Origin of the sequence: Kitasatospora sp. NBC_00458, assembly GCF_036013975.1 — a bacterium.
In the GTDB taxonomy this organism is placed as follows: Bacteria; Actinomycetota; Actinomycetes; order Streptomycetales; family Streptomycetaceae; genus Kitasatospora.
On record NZ_CP107904.1, the window covers coordinates 7,576,981 to 7,597,753 of the forward strand.

The window sequence follows — 20,773 nt, forward strand, 5'->3', positions numbered from 1 at the left end:
GCCGGGACCGGAGCCGCCGTCGTCGCGGCCGGACCGGCGGGCAGCCGAAGGGGCCCGGAACGGATGCGTTCCGGGCCCCTTCGGACGGGCCGGTGCTACTGGGCGGCGTGCCGTCCGCCGGACGGCTCCCCGGCGTCCTCCCCGGCCGCGGCCTCGGCGGCCTGCGCCTCGAAGCCGACGGCCGGCAGCGTGGCCAGGTAGGTGGAGGCGATCAGCTGGCCCACCGTCGGGTACGCGCCCAGCGGCGCGGCCGACGGGCAGCCGGTCTCCTCGGCGGCCGTGGCGAGCAGCTCGGAGTCCGCCTCCGGGCCGATCACCAGCGGAGCGAGCGCCGGGTTCTGCGAGCCCATCTCACGGAGGTGGGCGACGGCCGCGGCCACCGAGCCGGGCAGGTCGAGCGCGGCGGGGACGACCGGCACGGCCAGGCGGGCGGCCAGCAGCATGCCGGTGATCCCGGCGGCGTCGGCGGCGGCCTGCCCGCCGACGGTGGTGAGCACCACGCCGTCGGCCGCGGTCGCGATGGCGAACAGCCGGGCCCGGTCGGCGCGGGCCAGACCGGCCTCGGAGAGGCGGACGTGGACGGCCTCGGCCAGCAGCGGGTGCGGGCCCAGCACGTCGGTGACGGGGGCGCCGTACTCGGCGGCGAGTTCGTGGAGCTCGGCCAGGAAGCCGTGCGGGCCGGGGACCAGCGGCACCACGACCGGCGTGGGCAGGCCGGACTCGGCCGCCTCGGCCAGCAGGTCGGCGACGGTGCGCTCGGTACCCGGACCGGCGTCGTGGGCCGAGAGGTAGCCGGCCGCCGTCTGCACGCCGTTCTGTTCGCTGCGGACGATGGACAGCAGCTCCTCGACCACGGACCGGGATTCCGGCCCGGCGGCCGCGGGCACGGCGAGCAGCAGGACCGGGGAACCGGTCGGGATCTCGGGGCGCTCGGGACGGCGGTGGCGCCCCCGCGCACGGGAGCCTGGAGTGCGGACGGGCAGTGGCGCGCCCGGGATGGCTGCGGTGCTCATGGCGGAGATCGTAGGACATCACCCCGCCGTGCTTGCAGTCGGCTGCCGTACGAGGAGGGGCGGGCCGTCCGAAAACCGGACATATCCGGCCTGAACCCGTTCCTCTCCCGGTATCCCCTCAGATGCGGGGGAAGGGGGTCCGAGTTGCAGGGGTGGCGCGTGACATGTCTCACAGTGCGGGCATCGCCTGACGGAGGGTCACGGCGGTGCGACTCCCGGCTTCCGAAGATCAACATTCAGCGGGTGGTCGCCTACGGGCCGTTATCGGAGGCTTGCCGATTCAGTCGGCTATGTCCGCTTACGTACCGTCAGGTGCACGGCTCGTGAAGAGTTCCGTTTCGGTGTCGAAAAGCCCGTGCACCTGCAACGTCCCGTGCTGATGCACGTGCACTGGAGCTATCATCACGTCAAGTGAGGCGTTGTGCCGGGCCGGTACGGGGCCGGCCCAGCCGTTCGGCTGAGGGCCGGGGCGCCGAGCTGGACGACCCACTCCGGAGCTCTTCGGGAGATTTCTATGCACGACACGTTCGACACGTACAACGGGATGGCCGCTGCGGACCTCAAGGGCGTGGTCTGGCAGAAGAGCCTGCACAGCAACTCGCAGGGCAACTGCGTGGAGTTCGCGGCCCTCCCGGGCGGCGATGTGGCGATGCGCAACTCGCGCTTCCCGGACGGTCCGGCGCTCATCTACACCCGGGCCGAGATAGCGGCCCTGCTCCTGGGGGCCAAGGACGGGGAGTTCGACCACCTGGCGGTCTGACCGGCCGTCGGCTTCACCATCGGGGGGCCGTCGTGGGTGCTGACACCACGACGGCCTTTGTCTTTCCCGGCCCGTCTTCCCCGGGCCTCGCTGCCGGTGCGCTGCCGGTCCGGGCCCTGCCCGCCGCCGGATCCGCCGACTCCCGCGGGCCTGCCGTCCCGGTGGCCCGTCGAGCCGCCGACCTGCCGAGCCGCCGACCTGCCGGCCCTGACCGGTGGCCTGGCGGCCTCCGCCCCGCCGGCCGGAGTCCTGTGCCACGGTTCCCGGCCGTCGCCGCCGTGCCGAGCCGCCGCACGCGGATCGGAGGGGCGCCACCGCCGGAAGGCCGCCGGTACCCGCTGCCCGAGGGTCACCGATCGCCGTTGCCGGGGTGTGTCGTGCTGGTCCGTGCCCTCCCGCCGGGGGCTGTGTGGTGCTCCCGCGGGGGTCCTGCCGGTCGTGCGCCGGACTACGCCGAGCGCCGGTGCCGTCCGCCGATCTCGGGGACCGGGGCCGGCCGCTGTTCCGGTTCCGCCTCGAACAGCGCCCAGACGACCTTGCCGCCGCCGAGCGGGTGCCAGCCCCAGGAGTGGCTGAACGAGTCGACCAGGTGCAGACCGCGGCCGGATTCCGCCACGAAGTCCGCCTCCCGGGCGACCGGGCCGATGTTGCTGGGGTCGCTCACCGCGCAGACGACCTGCGGGGAGCGGTGCACGAGGCTTATTCGGATCGGCAGCCTCCCGTCGGCCGCCGCCTGCATGGGAAAGTCGTAGTCGTCCACCGCACCCGGGCGCGCGCCGATCGCGTGCCGCAGGGCGTTGGTCACCAGCTCCGAGGCCACCAGCGCGACGTCGTCGAAGAGCTCGCCCAGGCCCCAGCGGTGCAGGGCGGTTCTGGCGAAGTCGCGCGCGGTTCTGACGGCTTCATATCGGGGAGCGAGCGTACAGGTGACCACATGGGGGTCGACTGCCAAGGCCGTTCCGGTGCTCATGAAGAGCTCCTCCCATAAGGGGGCGGACACGGCTGGACCCGCCGGGGTCATGCCGGTCACCTCCGACTCGCTCGGCCGCTCGGCCGCCCCCTCGACCAGGCGCGCGCGCACATGGGCCCGGTGGCGCGGGGGCGCTGCCGGGCCTGTGCACGGAGTCGCGCGTGGGGTCGACGCGGAGCCCGCGGGATTGCCAGGGATGTGCAGGTGCACGTGCACCATCGTCCTCTGCGCTCACTGCAGATGCAAGAGTCGATTCACGTGCAGTCGTTCAGATGGCATATGCAAACGCCGGATGCACGTGCATCCTGGTGTGCGGAGTGCAGAACTGATAGGAACATCCGTCAGTATCGGCACCGTGAGCGCTCAACTGATGGCAGACTGTGCGCTGTTTGCCCTAGGTGGAGGTTAGGACCACATGACCACAGTTCAGCCGGGCGGCGGCTCGATGGTCCGCCGGATCCTCCTCGGCTCCCAGCTGCGCCGGCTCCGGGAGGCGCGCGGCATCACCCGCGAGGACGCGGGCTACGCGATCCGCGCGTCCGAGTCCAAGATCAGCCGTATGGAACTCGGCCGGGTCAGCTTCAAGGAACGCGACGTCGCGGACCTGCTCAGCCTCTACGGGGTCGACGACGGCCTGGAGCGCGAGGCGCTCCTCGGACTCGTCCGGGAGGCCAACAAGTCGGGCTGGTGGCACAGCTTCAACGACGTCCTGCCGGGGTGGTTCCAGACCTACGTCGGTCTGGAGGAGGCCGCCGCACTGATCCGCACCTACGAGGTCCAGTTCGTCCCCGGCCTGCTCCAGTCCGAGGAGTACGCACGGGCGGTTTTCGGCCAGAGTCGGCCGGTGATCAGCGACGAGGAGGTCGAGCGCCGGGTCAGCCTGCGGATGCGCCGCCAGAAGCTGCTCACCGAGGGCGACAGCCCCCGGCTCTGGGCCGTCATCGACGAGGCGGCGCTGCGCCGCCCGGTCGGCGGGCCCAAGGTGATGCGCGGCCAGGTCCAGTACCTGATCGACGCGGCCGAGCAGGCCAACGTGGTGATCCAGGTCATGCCGTTCCGCTTCGGTGCGCACGCCGGTGAGTCCGGTGCGTTCACCATCCTGCGCTTTCCCGAGCAGGACCTGGCGGACGTCGTGTACCTGGAGCAGCTCACCAGTGCGCTGTACCTCGACAAGCGCGACGACGTCGACGCGTACATCCAGGTCATGGAGCGGCTCTGCGTGGACAGCCTCACGCCCGAGCGCACCATCGACCTGCTGGCCTCGATCCTCAAGGAGCGCTGAGCGCCGGACGTCGGTCCGCCGCCCGCCGCTCCATCGGACGGCCGCCGGCCCCGCGGTTCAGCCGCGGGCCGGCGGCCGTTCGCGTTCCGGGGGGAGCGGCTGGGGCGGACGGCCGAGGTCCCAGGCCAGGTCGTAGCGGCGGAACAGGTCGGCCCGGATCGGCGCCAGCGGCACCTCGGCGCCCGGCAGCAGGACGCCTATGCAGCCGCCCATCAGCGCGCTGCGCAGCACCGCGTGCTCGGCCGTCGGGTCGGGTGCGCCCCAGTCCCGCAGCAGTTCCTGGAGGATCGCGCCGAGCCGTTGCTGCTCCGGGTCCTGGACGAAGGCGCCGGTGTCCGGGTCGAGGATCAGCGCGAGGTGTGAGCGCATCACCCGCGGGTGGTCGACGGCCAGGCCGAGCACCGCGTCGATGGCCCGGGCCAGCCGGTCCTCCGGGGTCGCGTCGGGCGCCAGCTCGCCGAGCACGGTGGAGAGCTCCTGGTGCATCATCCGGTGGGTGGCGGACTGCATGAGCAGCCGTTTGCCGTCGAAGTAGTAGGAGAGCAGTCCGCGGGCCAGTCCGGCCCGTTCCGCGATGTCGGTCAGCGTCGTCCCGGCGTACCCGTACCGGTCGACGAGTTCGACGGTGGCGCGCATGATGCGCCGCCGCGAACGCTGGCGCATCTCCTCATTGACCGAATCCCCGCGAGGTGCCATCGTGTCTGCTCCGTACGTTCGTTGGCTGTCGGCCAATCTACTGGCGAGGCCGGCTGCAGGACCGTGGCGCCCGGCGGTCGGCCGGGCGGCGACGTCCGGTCCGTACGGAGGCGCCGGCTCCACCAACACGGGGGTTTGGTGGAGCCGGCGCCTGCCCGATGCGAGGGTGTCGGTCTCGGGCGTCGTGGAACTCGTGCCGCTGTTCAGCTCTTGCTGAGGATCTCGCCGCGCCGGTCGTCGACCAGGTCTACTGACGGATAATCATAGTCCGGTACGGAGGTGAGGGTTGCCTTCTTCCGTCGGTCGAGCACGGCACCCGCGACGGCGATCACCAGACCGGTCAGGGCGATGCCGGTGACGAACAGCAGGGCCGGCCGGTAGCCGTCCAGCTGTGCCTGCGCGCTGTGCCCGCCGCCGCTGCCGGCGGTGATGATGGCGGTGGCGCCGGCCAGCACGACCGCGGTGCCGACCTGGATCGCGGTGTTCACCAGTCCGGAGGCCAGGCCCTGCTCCTCGTCGGCCACGCCGTCCGTGGCGGCGATGTTCACCGAGGGGAAGGCCAGCGCGAAGCCGACGCCCAGCAGGACGATCGACGGCAGCACCAGCACCGGGTAGGAGCTGTGCTCGTCCAGCCGGAGGAACAGCGCGAACGCGCCGACCAGGGCGAGCAGGCCGATCGGCAGCAGCCGGCCGGTGCCGAAGCGGTCCACCACGGGGCCCATGAACGGCGCCGACAGGGCGATCATGGCGCCGGCCGGCAGCAGTCCGAGCGCCATCTCCAGCGCGGACCAGTCGAGCAGCTCCTGGAGGTAGAGGGTGACCACGAACTGGAACCCGCCGTACGCGCCGGTCATCGCGAAGGCGATCACGTTGGCCCGGGCGACCGCGCCGTTGCGGAAGATCCCGAGTCGCACCAGCGGGTGCGCGGTGCGGCTCTCGACGAACAGGAAGGCCGCGCCGAGCAGGACGACGACGGCGAGCGAGCCGAGGGTGCGCAGGCTGAGCCAGCCGGCGCCCTGTGCCTCGGTCACCGTGAAGACGAGCAGCAGCACGGTGGTCGTGCCGGTGATCGCGCCGAGGACGTCGTACCGGCCGGTGGCCTTCTCCCCGGCGGTCGGGCGGGGTAGCAGCCGGACGGCGAAGACCAGGGCGAGCAGGGCGATCGGGACGGGCATCAGGAAGGTCCAGCGCCAGCCGACCGAGGTGAGCAGTCCGCTGAGGACCAGGCCGAGCGAGAAGCCGCTCGCTCCGCAGGTGGTGTAGATCGACAGGGCCCGGTTGCGGGCCGGGCCCTCCGGGAACGTGGTGGTGATGATCGACAGGCCGGCCGGCGCGGTGAAGGCGGCGGCGACGCCCTTGAGGAAGCGGGCGGCGATCAGCAGTCCGCCGTCGTCGACCAGGCCGCCGAGCAGCGAGGCGCCGGCGAAGACGGCGAGGGCCACGAGGAAGACCCGGCGGCGGCCGAGCAGGTCGGCGGTGCGGCCGCCGAGCAGCAGCAGGCCGCCGTAGCCGAGCACGTACCCGGAGACGACCCACTGGAGGGTCGAGGTGGAGAGGTCGAGCTCGGAGCCGATGGACGGGAGGGCGATGCCCACCATCGAGATGTCCAGGGCGTCCAGGAACAGCGCGGCGCAGAGCACGATCAGCGTGCCCCAGAGACGGGGGGTCCAGTGTGGCCCGCCCTGTGATGAGTCGTCAGATGTCGTGACGGTCGCGGTGGTCATGGGGCAAGAGACTACATGCACGTGCATTCAATGCAAGTGAATAAAGTGTTAACGCATAAATTGCTGGCGCGTGTGATAGCGTGGCGGCGTGGCTGAACTCGACCCCCTCGACTCCCCGGCGGAGGCAGGTCTGGTCGCCGAGTGGCGCGACCTGCTCGCCCGGCACGCCCAGACCGCCTGCCTGCTCGACCGTGAACTCGGCGAGAGGCACGGGCTGGGCATGAGCGAGTTCGAAGTGCTGGAGCGCCTCGTCGAGGGGTGCGACGGCGGCAGCCACGGACTGCGGATCCAGGAGCTCGCCGACACCGTGCACCTGAGCCAGAGCGCGCTCTCCCGGCTGATCGGCCGACTGGAGAAGGCCGGACTCGTCACCCGCGCGATGTGCGCGAGCGACCGGCGCGGCATCCAGGTCGCGCTCACCGAGGACGGCCGCCGCCGCTACACGGAGGCCCGGCCGCTGCACCGCGAGGTGCTCGCGCTCACGCTCGCGGACGGGCCGGTGCGGGCCTGCGGGGCCCCCGCCGACTGACGGGCCGCCCGCCGGCGGGGCCGGATCCCCGCCAACCCGCCCGTGGGGGTCGGCCCTTGGGGCGCGCCCCGGTCCGACGCGACTCTGCCGGCACGCCCTAGAGCAGCGAGGCCAGCCCCGGTGCGGCGGCCAGCAGGACGACCGCCGCGGGCGCGGCCGCGGCGGCCAGGGTCAGCCGGAGCCGGTGCGGCACCGAGAGCCGGGGCTGCCCGGCCAGCAGCCGGTCCACCCGTCGCGGCGACTGCGCCAGGCCGGGCGGGCAGGAGCCGAACACCCCGCGCCCCAGGTTTAGTTCGGCCAGTGCCAGCGCGGTGGTGTGCCGCCCGTGCCGGCGGGCGGCCCGGTCGTCCGCCGCCAGCTCGACCAACTCGCCGACCTGGTCCCGGAAGGCGCTGAACACGCCGACCCCCGGGAAGCCGGACGCGAGGGCCTGCGCACCCTGCGCCAGCCAGTGGTGCCGGGCCCGGACGTGCCCGCGCTCGTGGCTCAGCACCGCCTCCAACTCCCGGTCGGTCAGCTGGCGGAGCGCCCCGGTGGTGACGACCAGCCGGGAGTTGTGTCCGGGCAGCGACCAGGCCCCGGGCCGGACGTCCTCCAGGACCACCAGCCGCTCCCGGCGCTGCCGGACGTCCGCGATCGTCGTCGGCAACTCGGGTGACATCGTGGCGAGTTCCGCATGCCGGTGGGCGCGCAGCGCCTTCGCCGAACGGACCTCGCGGGTCAGCGCGACCAGCGTCTGCAACCCGCCCGCCGCCAGCACCGCGGCGCAGAGCCGGCCCCAGCCCTCGGCGTTGTGCAGCCCGTACGCGGCCTCCACCCCGTGCGGCGCGCCCGCGAACAGCAGCGAGCGCAGCCCGGGGAGGGCGGCCGAGGCGGCCAGCAGCAGGCTCAGCGCGCAGCACAGCAGCAGGGCCACCACCAGGCACTGCCAGACCAGCAGTGCCAGGACGGGTTCGCGGTCCACCCAGCGGGCCCGGGTCAGCAGCCGGGGAGCGACCGTGGCGAGCAGCAGTCCGAGCAGCAGCAGGCCGATCAGGGCCGTCATGGCATGGGCTCCCCGAGGAGGCACGGAGCGCGACGGTGCGCTTCCTGCCAACCTATGCGCTGCCGACGCGGCGTGGCACGACTTTCGGTCGGCCAGTGACCAACGCCACGACTGTCCGCCGCCGGACCGCAGGGTCCGGTGCGGGGCGGGCGGGAGGTGGCGGGGAACGGGTGCCGGGGGTGGGTGCGGGGGCGGGCGGGGAGCCCGGCGGCGGGTCCGGTGTCACATGGTCAGGAGCATGGCGAACATGCCGATGCCCATCGACAGCCGGCAGGCCCGGGGGAGCGCCGCCGCCGCGGTCGGCACCCCGCCGGACCCGTCGCCGGCGACGCTCAGCAGCCGGCTGCCCGACCAGAGCGCGTAGCCGCCGAAGTACGCCAGCAGCACGCCGGTCAGCGCCGGTGACCCGGCCGCCGACAGGTGGTGCCCGGTGTGCGGGCCCGGCGCGGTGGCCATCACGAGCGCCATGTAGGTCATCGCCGACGCGCCGACCGCATGGTGCAGCCGGTGCGCCCGCCGGTCCGGACGGCACGCGGCGGCCAGCAGCAGGGCGACCGCGGGCGGGCCGAACACCCAGGCCCAGACGGTGCCCGGCACGGCCGTCCCGGTCACCGCCATGGCGGCCATCCCGAAGCCCATCAACGCCTCGGCGGCGTCCGACTCGTACGCGTGCAGCCGTCGGGCGCGGGCCGTCCCGGCGTCGGGTCCTCCCGGGCGGGGCGCCCCCGTCCCCGGCGGCGAGCAGGGGTCGCGGCGGAGCCGGCTGAGGCAGTAGCCGCCGGAGGCCGCGGTGAGGACGGCCAGCAGCCAGCTGACCAGGGTCGATCCGTGCAACGACGACCTCCCGGGCGGTGCGGACGGGCGTACGGCGTGGGGCCGGGCACGGTCCACGATCACCGCTCGGGGCCGAGTGCAGCAGGGCGCGCGCGGGGGCGCACGGTGGTGCCCGACCGGGTGGGCCCGGGGGCGGGCGCCGTCCACGGCCAGGCCGGCCCGCCGCGCCGTCCACCGCCAGGCCGGCCCGCCCGCCCGGCCCGCCGTGCCCGCCCGGTCCGTCGGGTGGGCCCTGCCCCGTCGGGTGGGCCCTGCCCCGTCGGGTGGGCCCTGCCCCGTCGGGTGGGCCCTGCCCCGTCGGGTGGGCCCTGCCCCGTCGGCCGAGGCCGGTCAGCCGAGTCCGGTCGGCCCGGACTGTCCCGAGAGCCGCCCGGAGGCGATCACCCGGCTCAGGAACCGCCGGGTCCGCTCCTGCCGCGGCGCCCCGAACACCTGCTCCGGCGGGCCCTGTTCGAGCACCACGCCGCCGTCCAGGAAGCAGACCCGGTCGGCGACCTCGCGGGCGAACGCCATCTCGTGGGTCGCGACCAGCATCGTCATGCCCCGCTCCTTGAGGTCGCGCACCACCGACAGCACCTCGCCGACGAGCTCCGGGTCGAGGGCCGCGGTGATCTCGTCGAGCAGCAGCAGCCGCGGCCCGGTGGCGAGGGCCCGGACGATGGCCACCCGCTGCTGCTGGCCGCCGGAGAGCCGGTCGGGGTACTCCCGGGCCTTCGCCGCGAGCCCGAGCCGGTCCAGCAGGTCGAGGGCCTGCGCCTCAGCCTCGGCCCGGGCCAGGCCGTGCACCCGGCGCGGGGCGAGCGTGACGTTCTCCAGCACCGTCATGTGCGGGAAGAGGTTGTACGCCTGGAAGACGACGCCGATCCGCCGCCGGACGGCGTCCTCGTCGGCGCGCGGGTCGGTGATCTCCGCACCGTCCAGGAAGACCGCGCCGTCGTCGATCCGCTCCAGCAGGTTGACGCACCGCAGGAGGGTCGACTTGCCGGAGCCCGAGGCGCCGATCAGCGCCGTCACCGAGTGCTCGGGGACGACGAGGTCCACGTCGCGCAGCACCACCTGGCCGTTGAAGGTCTTGCGCACCGACTCCACGCGCAGCACCGGCCCGCCGCCCGCGCCGTCGGCGGCCCCTCCGGTCGGTCGGCCGCTCACACCGCACCTCCGTGCTGCTGCTTGCGGTTCATCCGGGTGGTCAGCCAGCCGGTGAACCGGGTGAGCGGGATGGTCAGCACCACGAAGACGAGCGCCGCCACCAGGTACGGGGTGGAGTTGAACGACCGGCCGTTGATGATCTTCGCCGCGTACACCGCGTCGATCACCCCGCCGATCGAGACCAGCCCGGTGTCCTTCTGCAGGCTGACCAGGTTGTTGAGGAGCGGCGGAACCACCCGCCGGACCGCCTGCGGCAGCACCACGTACCGCATCGCCTGCGCGTTGGAGAGGCCCAGCGACCGGGCGGCGGCCCGCTGGCTCGGGTGGACCGACTCGATCCCGGCCCGGAACACCTCCGAGACGTACGCCGCGTAGGTCATGACCAGCGCGGCGCCGCCGAGCCAGAGCGGGTCCGAGGTGACCCCGGTCAGCCGGAGCGCCGGCACGCCGGTGATCATCACCAGCAGGCAGATGATCATCGGCAGGCCGAGGAAGAAGTCCACGTACGCGGTGGCCAGCAGCCGCACCGGCAGGAAGACCGGCCCGCTCAGCGTCCGGAGCACCGCGAGCAGCAGGCCGAAGAAGAGGATCAGCACGCCGCAGACGGCCATCAGCTCCAGGTTGATCCGCAGCCCCCGGAGCACCTCGGGCAGCGCCTGCCGGGCGTACTCGGCGCTGAGGAACGACCTCCGCACCGCCGGCCAGCCGGGAGAGCCGACCACCAGCAGGACCAGCGCCACCGCCGTCGCCAGCGTCGAGCCGGCCGCGATCAGCGCCGCCCGCCGGGCCCGGGCGCGCCGGTACGCCTCGTGGGCGAGCCGCCGCGCCGACGGGCGGTAGTCGTCCACCGCCGCGCCGGGGTCGTCCGCCCCGTCCGGCGCCCCCGGCGCGCCCTGAGCCCCCACGGCGTTCCGGGCCCCCGCCGCGTCCGGGTCGGCCGGACCCGGGGAGGACCCCTTCACGGCGCCGCTCACCTGAGCACGGGGGCCGAGACGGCGTCCGAGAGCCACTGCTTCTCCAGCTTCGCCAGTGTCCCGTCGGCCCGCAGCGCGTCCACCGCGCCGGAGACGCAGCCGGTCAGCTTCGAGCCCTTGTCCAGCACCAGGCCGAACTGCTCGCCCTGCGCCGCGCCCTCCAACTGGCCGACCACCTGGGCGTCCGTCACCTCGGCGCCGGTGATGTAGAACGCCGTCGGCAGGTCGACCACCAGCGCCTCGACCTGACCGTTCTTCAGCGCGGCCTTCGCGAGGTCGTTGGAGTCGAAGACGGCCGGCTGGACGGTCGGCCTGATGGTGCCGGTGACCGCCTCCAGGCTGGTGGTGCCGACCTGCGCGCCCAGCTTGGCGCCCTTGAGGTCGGCGAGGCTCCGGGCCGAGGCCGCCTTGGAGCCCTTCAGCGCGATCACCGCCTGGCGGACGTCGTAGTAGCCGGAGGAGAAGTCCACCGCCTGGCGGCGCTCGGCACTGATCGAGACCTGGTTGACGTCGAAGTCGAAGTCCTTCGGGCCGGGGGCGGTCGCCGTGCCGAACGGCGCGACCACCCAGCGCACCTTCTCCCTGGGGTAGCCCAGCCTCTCCGCCACCGCGTACGCGACCGCCGACTCGAAGCCCTTGCCGTTCTCCGGCGCGTCCCCCGAGAACCACGGGTCGTACGCGGGCTTGTCGGTGCCGACGGTCAGCGTCCCCGCCGTCCGGGTGGCCAGCGCCCCCGGGGCGCAGCCGCCGGCCGTGCCCGCGGACGAGGCGCTCCCGCCGGACGCGGAGTCCTGGGGGGCGCAGGCGGCCAGCACGGTACCGGCCAGCACGGTGCCGGCGAGCAGCAGCGCGACGAGCGGCTTGCGGGGGAGGGGCATGGCGGGACTCCCGGGAGGAGGGGGACGGACCGGTCGGGTGGGGAACCTCCCCCGGTGGCGACCCCGGAACACGCGCGGCATGGTCGGCTTACGAGGCTTCGCCCGCTCTGTCCCGGAAGATCCCGGCGGCTGTTCACACGGACGACATACGGCCGCCGGCGCCGTCCGCCGCAGATCCGTCGCCAGGTGCCCCCTTGAACAGAAGAACCTTTCGTACTTATGGTGGTCTCGTTGAAAACCCTCCTGTCGAAGTGAGTCCCCGATGCAGAATCTTTCGCCAAGGCTCGCCGTGGCGGCCGACGCTCCGGCCGAGACCCTCGCCGGCCACCCGGCCTGGCTGCGGCTCAAGGAAGCTGTCGAGGCCCTCCGCCCCCTGCAGTCCAAGGACGGCTCCATCGACCTGTCCGTCGTCGAGCGGCAGACGGTCGACCCGCTGGTCGCCACCGTGCGCACGGCGGTCGCGGAGCTGGCGCCGCTGTTCCCGCACGACGCCGCCTACCTGGCCGCCGTCGACGCCGACCTGGCCAAGTGGGCCGACACCGGCTACCGGGAGCCCGACTTCCTGGACTCGCTGCTCGCCTTCCAGCCCGCCGAGCAGCGCGAGGACGGCCTGGAGCACCTGGTCGTCTTCCCGATGTACACCCAGAACGGCAACCCGGACCGGAACCTGGAAGCCGTCCTGCTGAGCGTCGTCTGGCCCGAGTGGCTGGCGGAGCTGGAGCGCACCCGCTTCGACAACCCGATGTTCGTGCCGATCACCTTCACCGACTTCACGGCCGGCTACGACACCAACTCCGCCGTCCTCTTCCCCGAGACCGTGGCCGTGCGCAAGGCGCCGGAACGTTTCACCTGGGGCGGCATCTTCTGCGACCGCGAGGCGGCCCGCTTCCGGGTCGTCACCACCAACGCCGTCGAGCTGCTCGGCCTGGAGATCCCGGCCGACGCCGAGAGCCTGCTCCAGGACCAGGCGCGCTCGCAGCAGACCTTCGTGCTGTGGGACCTCATCCACGACCGCACCCACAGCCACGGCGACCTGCCGTTCGACCCCTTCATGATCAAGCAGCGCAGCCCGTTCTGGATGTACGGCCTGGAGGAGCTCCGCTGCGACCTCACCACCTTCAAGGAGGCGGTGACCCTGGAGGCCGAGGGCAACGAGCACGCCCGCGACGTCCAGTACGCGATCCTCTTCGACCGCATGTTCCGCTTCCCCGTCAGCGGCGACCGCGTCCGCAACTACGACGGCCTCGGCGGCCAGCTGCTCTTCGCGTACCTGCACAAGCACGACGCGCTGCGCTGGCGCGACAACCGCCTCAGCATCGACTGGGAGCGGGCCCCGCAGGTCACCAACGCACTCTGCGCCGAGATCGAGACCCTCTACCGCGACGGCATCGACCGGCCCAAGCCGGCCCACTGGATCGCCGCCTACGAGCTGGTCTCCCGCTACCTCACCCCGCACCCCGCCTCCACCTGGGCGAAGGGCTCCGAGGCGCTGCCGTTCGACATCACCGAGGGCAAGGCCCTCAACAAGGCGCTGTGCGACGCTGTGCTCCCCGACGAGTTCCCGCTGAGCATGTTCTACGAGGCCCTCTCCAAGAAGCTCAGCGGCGTCATCGCCTCGACCACCGGCATCACCGGTGCCGGCCTGCAGGGAGCTGCCGCGTGACCACCGCACCCAAGGGACCCCTCAACGGCAAGGTCATCGCCGTCGCCGGAGCCAGCGGCCCGGCCGGCCAGGCCGTGCTGCGCCGCCTCGCGGCGGACGGCGCCACCGTCATCGGCGCCGACATCGACGCCCAGCGGCTGGAGGCCGCCCTCGACACCGTGCGCGTCGCCGTGCGCGGCGCCAAGGTCAGCGGCCAGGTCATCGACCTCCTCGACCCGCAGGAGGTCCACGACTGGGCCGACCACCTGGAGGCCGAGCACGGCCACGTCGACGGCCTCCTCCACCTGGTCGGCGGCTGGCGCGGCAGCAAGACCTTCTTCGACTCCCGGATCGACGACTGGGACTTCCTGCACGACACCGTCGTGCGGACCCTCCAGCACACCTCGCTGGCGTTCCAGCCCGCCCTCGTCCGCAGCGCCGCCGGCCGCTACGCCATGATCTCGGCCGCCGCCGCGCACAAGCCCACCGCGGGCGGCGCCGCCTACGCCGCCGCCAAGGCGGCCACCGAGGCCTGGACGCTCGCCATGGCGGACTCCTTCAAGAAGGAGACCACCGCCGAGGACGGCAAGCCCACCGCCGCGGCTGCCATCCTGGTGATCAAGGCGTTGGTCAGTCCCGAGATGCGTGCCGAGAAGCCGGACGCGAAGTTCGCCGGCTTCACCGACACCGCCGACCTCGCCACCACCCTGGCGGGCCTCTGGGACCGCCCCGCAGAAGAACTGAACGGACAGCACCTGTGGCTGACAGCCCGATGACCGACCTCACCTCCCACACGGACGCGGCCCGGCGGCACGACCCCGCCGTCCGCGGCTTCGCCAGCGACAACTACGCCGGCGTGCACCCGGAGGTCCTCGCCGCGATAGCCCTCGCCAACGGCGGCCACCAGGTCGCCTACGGCGAGGACGACTACACCGCGCACCTGCAGGACGTCTTCCGCCGCCACTTCGGCGAGAAGGCCGAGGCGTACCCCGTCTTCAACGGGACCGGCGCCAACGTCGTCGCGCTGCAGGCCCTGCTCCCGCGCTGGGGCGCGGTGATCGCCGCCGAGTCCGCCCACATCAACGTGGACGAGGGCGGCGCCCCCGAGAAGATGGGCGGCATCAAGCTGCTCACCGTCCCCACCCCGGACGGCAAGCTCACCCCCGAGCTCATCGACCAGCAGGCCTGGGGCTACGGCGACGAGCACCGTGCCCAGCCGCTCGCGGTCTCGATCACCCAGAGCACCGAGCTCGGCACCCTCTACACGGTCGAGGAGATCCGGGCGATCGTCGACCACGCGCACCAGCACGGCATGCTGGTCCACGTGGACGGCTCCCGCCTGGCCAACGCCGCCGCCTCGCTCGGCGTCCCGCTGCGCGCCTTCACCACGGACGTCGGCGTCGACGTGCTCTCCTTCGGCGGGACGAAGAACGGCCTGCTGCTCGGCGAGTGCGTGGTCGTGCTCGACCCCGAGAAGGTCAGGAACATCAAGTTCCTGCGCAAGACCTCGATGCAGCTCGCCTCGAAGATGCGCTTCGTCTCGGTCCAGTTCGAGGCCCTGCTCTCGGGCGACCTCTACCTCCGCAACGCCGGCCACGCAAACGCGATGGCCAGCCGCCTGGAGGCCGCGGTCCGCGAGATCGACGGCGTGACGGTGGTGCGCCCGGTCGAGGCGAACGCCGTCTTCGCGATCCTCCCGCGCGAGGTCAGCGAGCGCCTGCAGAAGCGCTACCGCTTCTACTTCTGGAACGAGCACACCGGCGAGGTCCGCTGGATGTGCGCCTACGACACGACGGAGGCGGACATCGACGCCTTCGCCGCGGCCATCGCCGAGGAGATGGGCCGCGCGTGACGCGTGCCTGACCTGCCCGTTCCGGGTGCCCGGACCGCGGATCGCCCCGTCCTGCCGCCGCAGGACGGGGCGATTTGCATGTGGCGGGCGTAGCCCCGTACAGTTCCGGAGTCGCCGCGAGAGAGCGGGGGCAAGGTGGAAAGCCAATCCGATGAATGAAACTCCGGAAAACGGGGCGGAAAACGTCTGATAAGCTTGAAACACGAAAGAACGAAGCGCCCGGAGGGCCGGTGTGAAAGCCGCCTGAAGGAAGTGTCCGTTCCTTGAGAACTCAACAGCGTGCCAAAAGTCAACGCCAGATATGTTGACATCCCCGGCCTCAGATCATCTGGGGTTGGAGATTCCTTTTGAAGTAAAACACTAGCGAGGACGCAGTGCGCGGGACCGCCCTATTCCGGTGGTTGCCGTGCCGCTCAACGCGGGTGTCGACCGGATTACCGGTAAACATTCACGGAGAGTTTGATCCTGGCTCAGGACGAACGCTGGCGGCGTGCTTAACACATGCAAGTCGAACGGTGAAGCCCTTCGGGGTGGATCAGTGGCGAACGGGTGAGTAACACGTGGGCAATCTGCCCTGCACTCTGGGACAAGCCCTGGAAACGGGGTCTAATACCGGATATGACCTTCCTCCGCATGGGGGTTGGTGGAAAGCTCCGGCGGTGCAGGATGAGCCCGCGGCCTATCAGCTTGTTGGTGGGGTAATGGCCTACCAAGGCGACGACGGGTAGCCGGCCTGAGAGGGCGACCGGCCACACTGGGACTGAGACACGGCCCAGACTCCTACGGGAGGCAGCAGTGGGGAATATTGCACAATGGGCGAAAGCCTGATGCAGCGACGCCGCGTGAGGGATGACGGCCTTCGGGTTGTAAACCTCTTTCAGCAGGGAAGAAGCGCAAGTGACGGTACCTGCAGAAGAAGCACCGGCTAACTACGTGCCAGCAGCCGCGGTAATACGTAGGGTGCGAGCGTTGTCCGGAATTATTGGGCGTAAAGAGCTCGTAGGCGGCCTGTCGCGTCGGATGTGAAAGCCCGGGGCTTAACCCCGGGTCTGCATTCGATACGGGCAGGCTAGAGTGTGGTAGGGGAGATCGGAATTCCTGGTGTAGCGGTGAAATGCGCAGATATCAGGAGGAACACCGGTGGCGAAGGCGGATCTCTGGGCCATTACTGACGCTGAGGAGCGAAAGCGTGGGGAGCGAACAGGATTAGATACCCTGGTAGTCCACGCCGTAAACGTTGGGAACTAGGTGTTGGCGACATTCCACGTCGTCGGTGCCGCAGCTAACGCATTAAGTTCCCCGCCTGGGGAGTACGGCCGCAAGGCTAAAACTCAAAGGAATTGACGGGGGCCCGCACAAGCAGCGGAGCATGTGGCTTAATTCGACGCAACGCGAAGAACCTTACCAAGGCTTGACATATGCCGGAAACATCCAGAGATGGGTGCCCCCTTGTGGTCGGTATACAGGTGGTGCATGGTTGTCGTCAGCTCGTGTCGTGAGATGTTGGGTTAAGTCCCGCAACGAGCGCAACCCTTGTTCTGTGTTGCCAGCATGCCTTTCGGGGTGATGGGGACTCACAGGAGACTGCCGGGGTCAACTCGGAGGAAGGTGGGGACGACGTCAAATCATCATGCCCCTTATGTCTTGGGCTGCACACGTGCTACAATGGTCGGTACAAAGGGCTGCGATGCCGCGAGGCGGAGCGAATCCCAAAAAGCCGGCCTCAGTTCGGATTGGGGTCTGCAACTCGACCCCATGAAGTTGGAGTTGCTAGTAATCGCAGATCAGCATGCTGCGGTGAATACGTTCCCGGGCCTTGTACACACCGCCCGTCACGTCACGAAAGTCGGTAACACCCGAAGCCGGTGGCCTAACCCGTAAGGGGAGGAGCCGTCGAAGGTGGGACCAGCGATTGGGACGAAGTCGTAACAAGGTAGCCGTACCGGAAGGTGCGGCTGGATCACCTCCTTTCTAAGGAGCACATAGCCGCTTGCAGGCGAATGTCCTGCACGGTTGCTCATGGGTGGAACGTTGACTATTCGGCACAGGAAGAGACCAGGGGCTAGTACTGCTTCGGCGTGGAACGCGTTCTGGGATTGACTGTGTCGGGCACGTTGTTGGGTCCTGAGGGAACGGCCGTATGGTCGTTGCTTCAGTGATGCCGGTCCCATGCTTGTTCAGGTGGGTGTCTGGTCGTTGTTTGAGAACTGCACAGTGGACGCGAGCATCTGTGGCCAAGTTTTTAAGGGCGCACGGTGGATGCCTTGGCACCAGGAACCGATGAAGGACGTGGGAGGCCACGATAGTCCCCGGGGAGCCGTCAACCAGGCTTTGATCCGGGGGTTTCCGAATGGGGAAACCCGGCAGTCGTCATGGGCTGTCACCCATACCTGAACACATAGGGTATGTGGAGGGAACGCGGGGAAGTGAAACATCTCAGTACCCGCAGGAAGAGAAAACAACCGTGATTCCGGGAGTAGTGGCGAGCGAAACCGGATGAGGCTAAACCATGAGCGTGTGAGACCCGGCAGGGGTTGCGCTTGTGGGGTCGTGGGATTTTTCTTGACCGGTCTGCCGGCCGGTCGGCGAGTCAGAAACCGTATGGATAGTCGAAGGACATGCGAAAGGTCCGGCGTAGAGGGTAAGACCCCCGTAGGCGAAATCTGTACGGCTCGTTTGAAGAACTCCCAAGTAGCACGGGGCCCGAGAAATCCCGTGTGAATCTGGCGGGACCACCCGCTAAGCCTAAATATTCCCTGGTGACCGATAGCGGATAGTACCGTGAGGGAATGGTGAAAAGTACCGCGGGAGCGGAGTGAAATAGTACCTGAAACCGTGTGCCTACAAGCCGTGGGAGCGTCGTTCACGTTTTCGGACGTGGGCCGTGACTGCGTGCCTTTTGAAGAATGAGCCTGCGAGTTTGCGGTGTGTAGCGAGGTTAACCCGTGTGGGGTAGCCGTAGCGAAAGCGAGTCCGAATAGGGCGGTTGAGTTGCATGCCCAAGACCCGAAGCGGAGTGATCTAGCCATGGGCAGGTTGAAGCGGAGGTAAGACTTCGTGGAGGACCGAACCCACCAGGGTTGAAAACCTGGGGGATGACCTGTGGTTAGGGGTGAAAGGCCAATCAAACTCCGTGATAGCTGGTTCTCCCCGAAATGCATTTAGGTGCAGCGTCACGTGTTTCTTGCCGGAGGTAGAGCACTGGATAGGCGATGGGCCTCACCGGGTTACTGACCTTAGCCAAACTCCGAATGCCGGTAAGTGAGAGCGTGGCAGTGAGACTGTGGGGGATAAGCTCCATGGTCGAGAGGGAAACAGCCCAGAACACCGACTAAGGTCCCTAAGCGTGTGCTAAGTGGGAAAGGATGTGGAGTCGCAGAGACAACCAGGAGGTTGGCTTAGAAGCAGCCACCCTTGAAAGAGTGCGTAATAGCTCACTGGTCAAGTGATTCCGCGCCGACAATGTAGCGGGGCTCAAGCACATCACCGAAGTCGTGTCATTGCAGCATATAGGGCCAACGCCTGCTGTGATGGGTAGGGGAGCGTCGTGTGCCGGGTGAAGCGGCGGTGGAAACCAGTCGTGGACGGTACACGAGTGAGAATGCAGGCATGAGTAGCGATACAAGAGTGAGAAACTCTTGCGCCGATTGACCAAGGGTTCCTGGGTCAAGCTGATCTGCCCAGGGTAAGTCGGGACCTAAGGCGAGGCCGACAGGCGTAGTCGATGGACAACGGGTTGATATTCCCGTACCCGCTTTGAAGCGCCAACGCTGAACCAGGTGATGCTAAAGCCGTGAAGCCGGCCCGGAGTCTTCGGACAAAGGGACGTGGTGGAGCCGCTGAACCAAGTCTGTATTAGGTGAGCGATGGGGTGACGCAGGAAGGTAGTCCAGCCCGGGCGGTGGTTGTCCCGGGGTAAGGGTGTAGGCCGAGTGATAGGCAAATCCGTCACTCATTAAGGCTGAGACCTGATGCCGAGCCGATTGTGGTGAAGTGGATGATCCTATGCTGTCGAGAAAAGCCTCTAGCGAGTTTCATGGCGGCCCGTACCCCAAACCGACTCAGGTGGTCAGGTAGAGAATACCGAGGCGTTCGGGTGAACTATGGTTAAGGAACTCGGCAAAATGCCCCCGTAACTTCGGGAGAAGGGGGGCCATTCCTGGTGACGGCACTTGCTGCCAGAGCTGGGGGTGGCCGCAGAGACCAGCGAGAAGCGACTGTTTACTAAAAACACAGGTCCGTGCGAAGCCGTAAGGCGATGTATACGGACTGACGCCTGCCCGGTGCTGGAACGTTAAGGGGACCGGTTAGCTCCACTTCGGTGGGGCGAAGCTGAGAACTTAAGCGCCAGTAAACGGCGGTGGTAACTATAACCATCCTAAGGTAGCGAAATTCCTTGTCGGGTAAGTTCCGACCTGCACGAATGGCGTAACGACTTCTCGACTGTCTCAACCATAGGCCCGGTGAAATTGCATTACGAGTAAAGATGCTCGTTTCGCGCAGCAGGACGGAAAGACCCCGGGACCTTTACTATAGCTTGATATTGGTGTTCGGTTCGGCTTGTGTAGGATAGGTGGGAGACTTTGAAGCAGCAACGCCAGTTGTTGTGGAGTCGTCGTTGAAATACCACTCTGGTCGTGCTGGATGTCTAACCTGGGTCCGTGATCCGGATCAGGGACAGTGTCTGGTGGGTAGTTTAACTGGGGCGGTTGCCTCCTAAAGAGTAACGGAGGCGCCCAAAGGTTCCCTCAGCCTGGTTGGCAATCAGGTGTTGAGTGTAAGTGCACAAGGGAGCTTGACTGTGAGACTGACGGGTCGAGCAGGGACGAAAGTCGGGACTAGTGATCCGGCGGTGGCTTGTGGAAGCGCCGTCGCTCAACGGATAAAAGGTACCCCGGGGATAACAGGCTGATCTTCCCCAAGAGTCCATATCGACGGGATGGTTTGGCACCTCGATGTCGGCTCGTCGCATCCTGGGGCTGGAGTAGGTCCCAAGGGTTGGGCTGTTCGCCCATTAAAGCGGTACGCGAGCTGGGTTTAGAACGTCGTGAGACAGTTCGGTCCCTATCCGCTGTGCGCGTAGGAGTGTTGAGAAGGGCTGTCCCTAGTACGAGAGGACCGGGACGGACGAACCTCTGGTGTGCCAGTTGTCCTGCCAAGGGCATGGCTGGTTGGCTACGTTCGGGAGGGATAACCGCTGAAAGCATCTAAGCGGGAAGCCTGCTTCGAGATGAGCACTCCCACCTCCTTGAGAGGGTAAGGCTCCCAGTAGACGACTGGGTTGATAGGCCGGATATGGAAGCCCTGTAAGGGGTGGAGTTGACCGGTACTAATAGGCCGAGGGCTTGTCCTCAGTTGCTCGCGTCCACTGTGTTGTTCTGAAACAACGACCCCCACATCAGGTCACGGTGTGGGTGCGGTTGAC

The 20,773-nt window shown here is 69.1% G+C and carries 15 protein-coding genes and 2 rRNA genes; 8 read left to right on the forward strand and 9 right to left on the reverse strand.

From position 1 onward, the window contains the following. Positions 1 to 95: 95 nt before the first annotated feature. Positions 96 to 1,013 carry a hypothetical protein gene (locus OG550_RS30940; RefSeq protein ID WP_327683111.1) on the reverse strand — a complete coding sequence of 306 codons (918 nt, stop codon included), beginning with the start codon at positions 1,011 to 1,013 and terminating at the stop codon, positions 96 to 98. 514 nt (positions 1,014 to 1,527) lie between these two features. Between OG550_RS30940 and OG550_RS30945 the strand changes: the two genes are divergently transcribed. Next, positions 1,528 to 1,773 (forward strand): DUF397 domain-containing protein, encoded by a 246-nt coding sequence (locus OG550_RS30945; protein WP_327683113.1) that lies wholly within the window; start codon positions 1,528 to 1,530, stop codon positions 1,771 to 1,773. Positions 1,774 to 2,221: 448 nt separating this feature from the next. Here OG550_RS30945 and OG550_RS30950 read toward each other — a convergent pair whose 3' ends face one another. After that, positions 2,222 to 2,743, reverse strand: a complete 522-nt coding sequence (locus OG550_RS30950) for an ATP-binding protein (protein WP_327683115.1) — start codon at positions 2,741 to 2,743, stop codon at positions 2,222 to 2,224. A gap of 415 nt (positions 2,744 to 3,158) precedes the next feature. Between OG550_RS30950 and OG550_RS30955 the strand changes: the two genes are divergently transcribed. Continuing rightward, positions 3,159 to 4,025, forward strand: a complete 867-nt coding sequence (locus tag OG550_RS30955) for a helix-turn-helix domain-containing protein (RefSeq protein WP_327683117.1) — start codon at positions 3,159 to 3,161, stop codon at positions 4,023 to 4,025. A gap of 57 nt (positions 4,026 to 4,082) precedes the next feature. Here OG550_RS30955 and OG550_RS30960 read toward each other — a convergent pair whose 3' ends face one another. Beyond that, positions 4,083 to 4,688, reverse strand: a complete 606-nt coding sequence (locus tag OG550_RS30960; RefSeq protein ID WP_327683119.1) for a TetR/AcrR family transcriptional regulator — start codon at positions 4,686 to 4,688, stop codon at positions 4,083 to 4,085. A gap of 236 nt (positions 4,689 to 4,924) precedes the next feature. After that, on the reverse strand, positions 4,925 to 6,445 hold the full coding sequence (locus OG550_RS30965; RefSeq protein ID WP_327683121.1) for an MFS transporter: 1,521 nt from the start codon (positions 6,443 to 6,445) through the stop codon (positions 4,925 to 4,927). 88 nt (positions 6,446 to 6,533) lie between these two features. Here OG550_RS30965 and OG550_RS30970 point away from each other — a divergent pair, with 88 nt between their 5' ends. Beyond that, positions 6,534 to 6,974: a MarR family winged helix-turn-helix transcriptional regulator gene (locus OG550_RS30970; RefSeq protein WP_327683123.1), complete on the forward strand. Its 441-nt coding sequence runs from the start codon at positions 6,534 to 6,536 to the stop codon at positions 6,972 to 6,974. Positions 6,975 to 7,071: 97 nt separating this feature from the next. Here the strand turns inward: OG550_RS30970 and OG550_RS30975 are convergent, their stop codons facing one another. The 5 genes from OG550_RS30975 to OG550_RS30995 form a co-directional block, all read right to left on the reverse strand. Beyond that, on the reverse strand, positions 7,072 to 8,019 hold the full coding sequence (locus tag OG550_RS30975; RefSeq protein ID WP_327683125.1) for a M56 family metallopeptidase: 948 nt from the start codon (positions 8,017 to 8,019) through the stop codon (positions 7,072 to 7,074). 222 nt (positions 8,020 to 8,241) lie between these two features. Next, positions 8,242 to 8,853 (reverse strand): DUF5134 domain-containing protein, encoded by a 612-nt coding sequence (locus OG550_RS30980; protein WP_327683127.1) that lies wholly within the window; start codon positions 8,851 to 8,853, stop codon positions 8,242 to 8,244. A 330-nt stretch (positions 8,854 to 9,183) separates the two neighbouring features. Continuing rightward, positions 9,184 to 10,002: an amino acid ABC transporter ATP-binding protein gene (locus OG550_RS30985; RefSeq protein ID WP_327683129.1), complete on the reverse strand. Its 819-nt coding sequence runs from the start codon at positions 10,000 to 10,002 to the stop codon at positions 9,184 to 9,186. Beyond that, the gene (locus OG550_RS30990) at positions 9,999 to 10,907 is read right to left on the reverse strand and encodes an amino acid ABC transporter permease (RefSeq protein ID WP_442906194.1); all 909 of its coding nucleotides are present in this window, start codon (positions 10,905 to 10,907) and stop codon (positions 9,999 to 10,001) included. Before OG550_RS30990 ends, OG550_RS30985 begins: the two co-directional genes overlap by 4 nt. A gap of 65 nt (positions 10,908 to 10,972) precedes the next feature. Continuing rightward, positions 10,973 to 11,854, reverse strand: a complete 882-nt coding sequence (locus tag OG550_RS30995; protein ID WP_327683131.1) for an ABC transporter substrate-binding protein — start codon at positions 11,852 to 11,854, stop codon at positions 10,973 to 10,975. Positions 11,855 to 12,116: 262 nt separating this feature from the next. Between OG550_RS30995 and OG550_RS31000 the strand changes: the two genes are divergently transcribed. The 5 genes from OG550_RS31000 to OG550_RS31020 all read left to right on the forward strand — a co-directional run bounded on the left by OG550_RS31000 (position 12,117) and on the right by OG550_RS31020 (position 20,701). Further along, positions 12,117 to 13,517 carry a DUF6421 family protein gene (locus tag OG550_RS31000; protein ID WP_327683133.1) on the forward strand — a complete coding sequence of 467 codons (1,401 nt, stop codon included), beginning with the start codon at positions 12,117 to 12,119 and terminating at the stop codon, positions 13,515 to 13,517. Further along, positions 13,514 to 14,272, forward strand: coding sequence for an SDR family NAD(P)-dependent oxidoreductase (locus tag OG550_RS31005; RefSeq protein WP_327683135.1), 759 nt, complete (start codon positions 13,514 to 13,516; stop codon positions 14,270 to 14,272). Before OG550_RS31000 ends, OG550_RS31005 begins: the two co-directional genes overlap by 4 nt. Continuing rightward, on the forward strand, positions 14,269 to 15,348 hold the full coding sequence (locus OG550_RS31010) for a threonine aldolase family protein (RefSeq protein ID WP_327684279.1): 1,080 nt from the start codon (positions 14,269 to 14,271) through the stop codon (positions 15,346 to 15,348). The genes OG550_RS31005 and OG550_RS31010 overlap by 4 nt, the downstream gene beginning before the upstream one ends. Before the next feature lie 447 nt (positions 15,349 to 15,795). Further along, positions 15,796 to 17,319: ribosomal RNA gene (locus OG550_RS31015) — 16S ribosomal RNA — on the forward strand. 261 nt (positions 17,320 to 17,580) lie between these two features. Continuing rightward, positions 17,581 to 20,701, forward strand: a 23S ribosomal RNA gene (locus OG550_RS31020). The 16S and 23S rRNA genes sit together here, the layout of an rRNA operon. Positions 20,702 to 20,773: the final 72 nt, after the last annotated feature.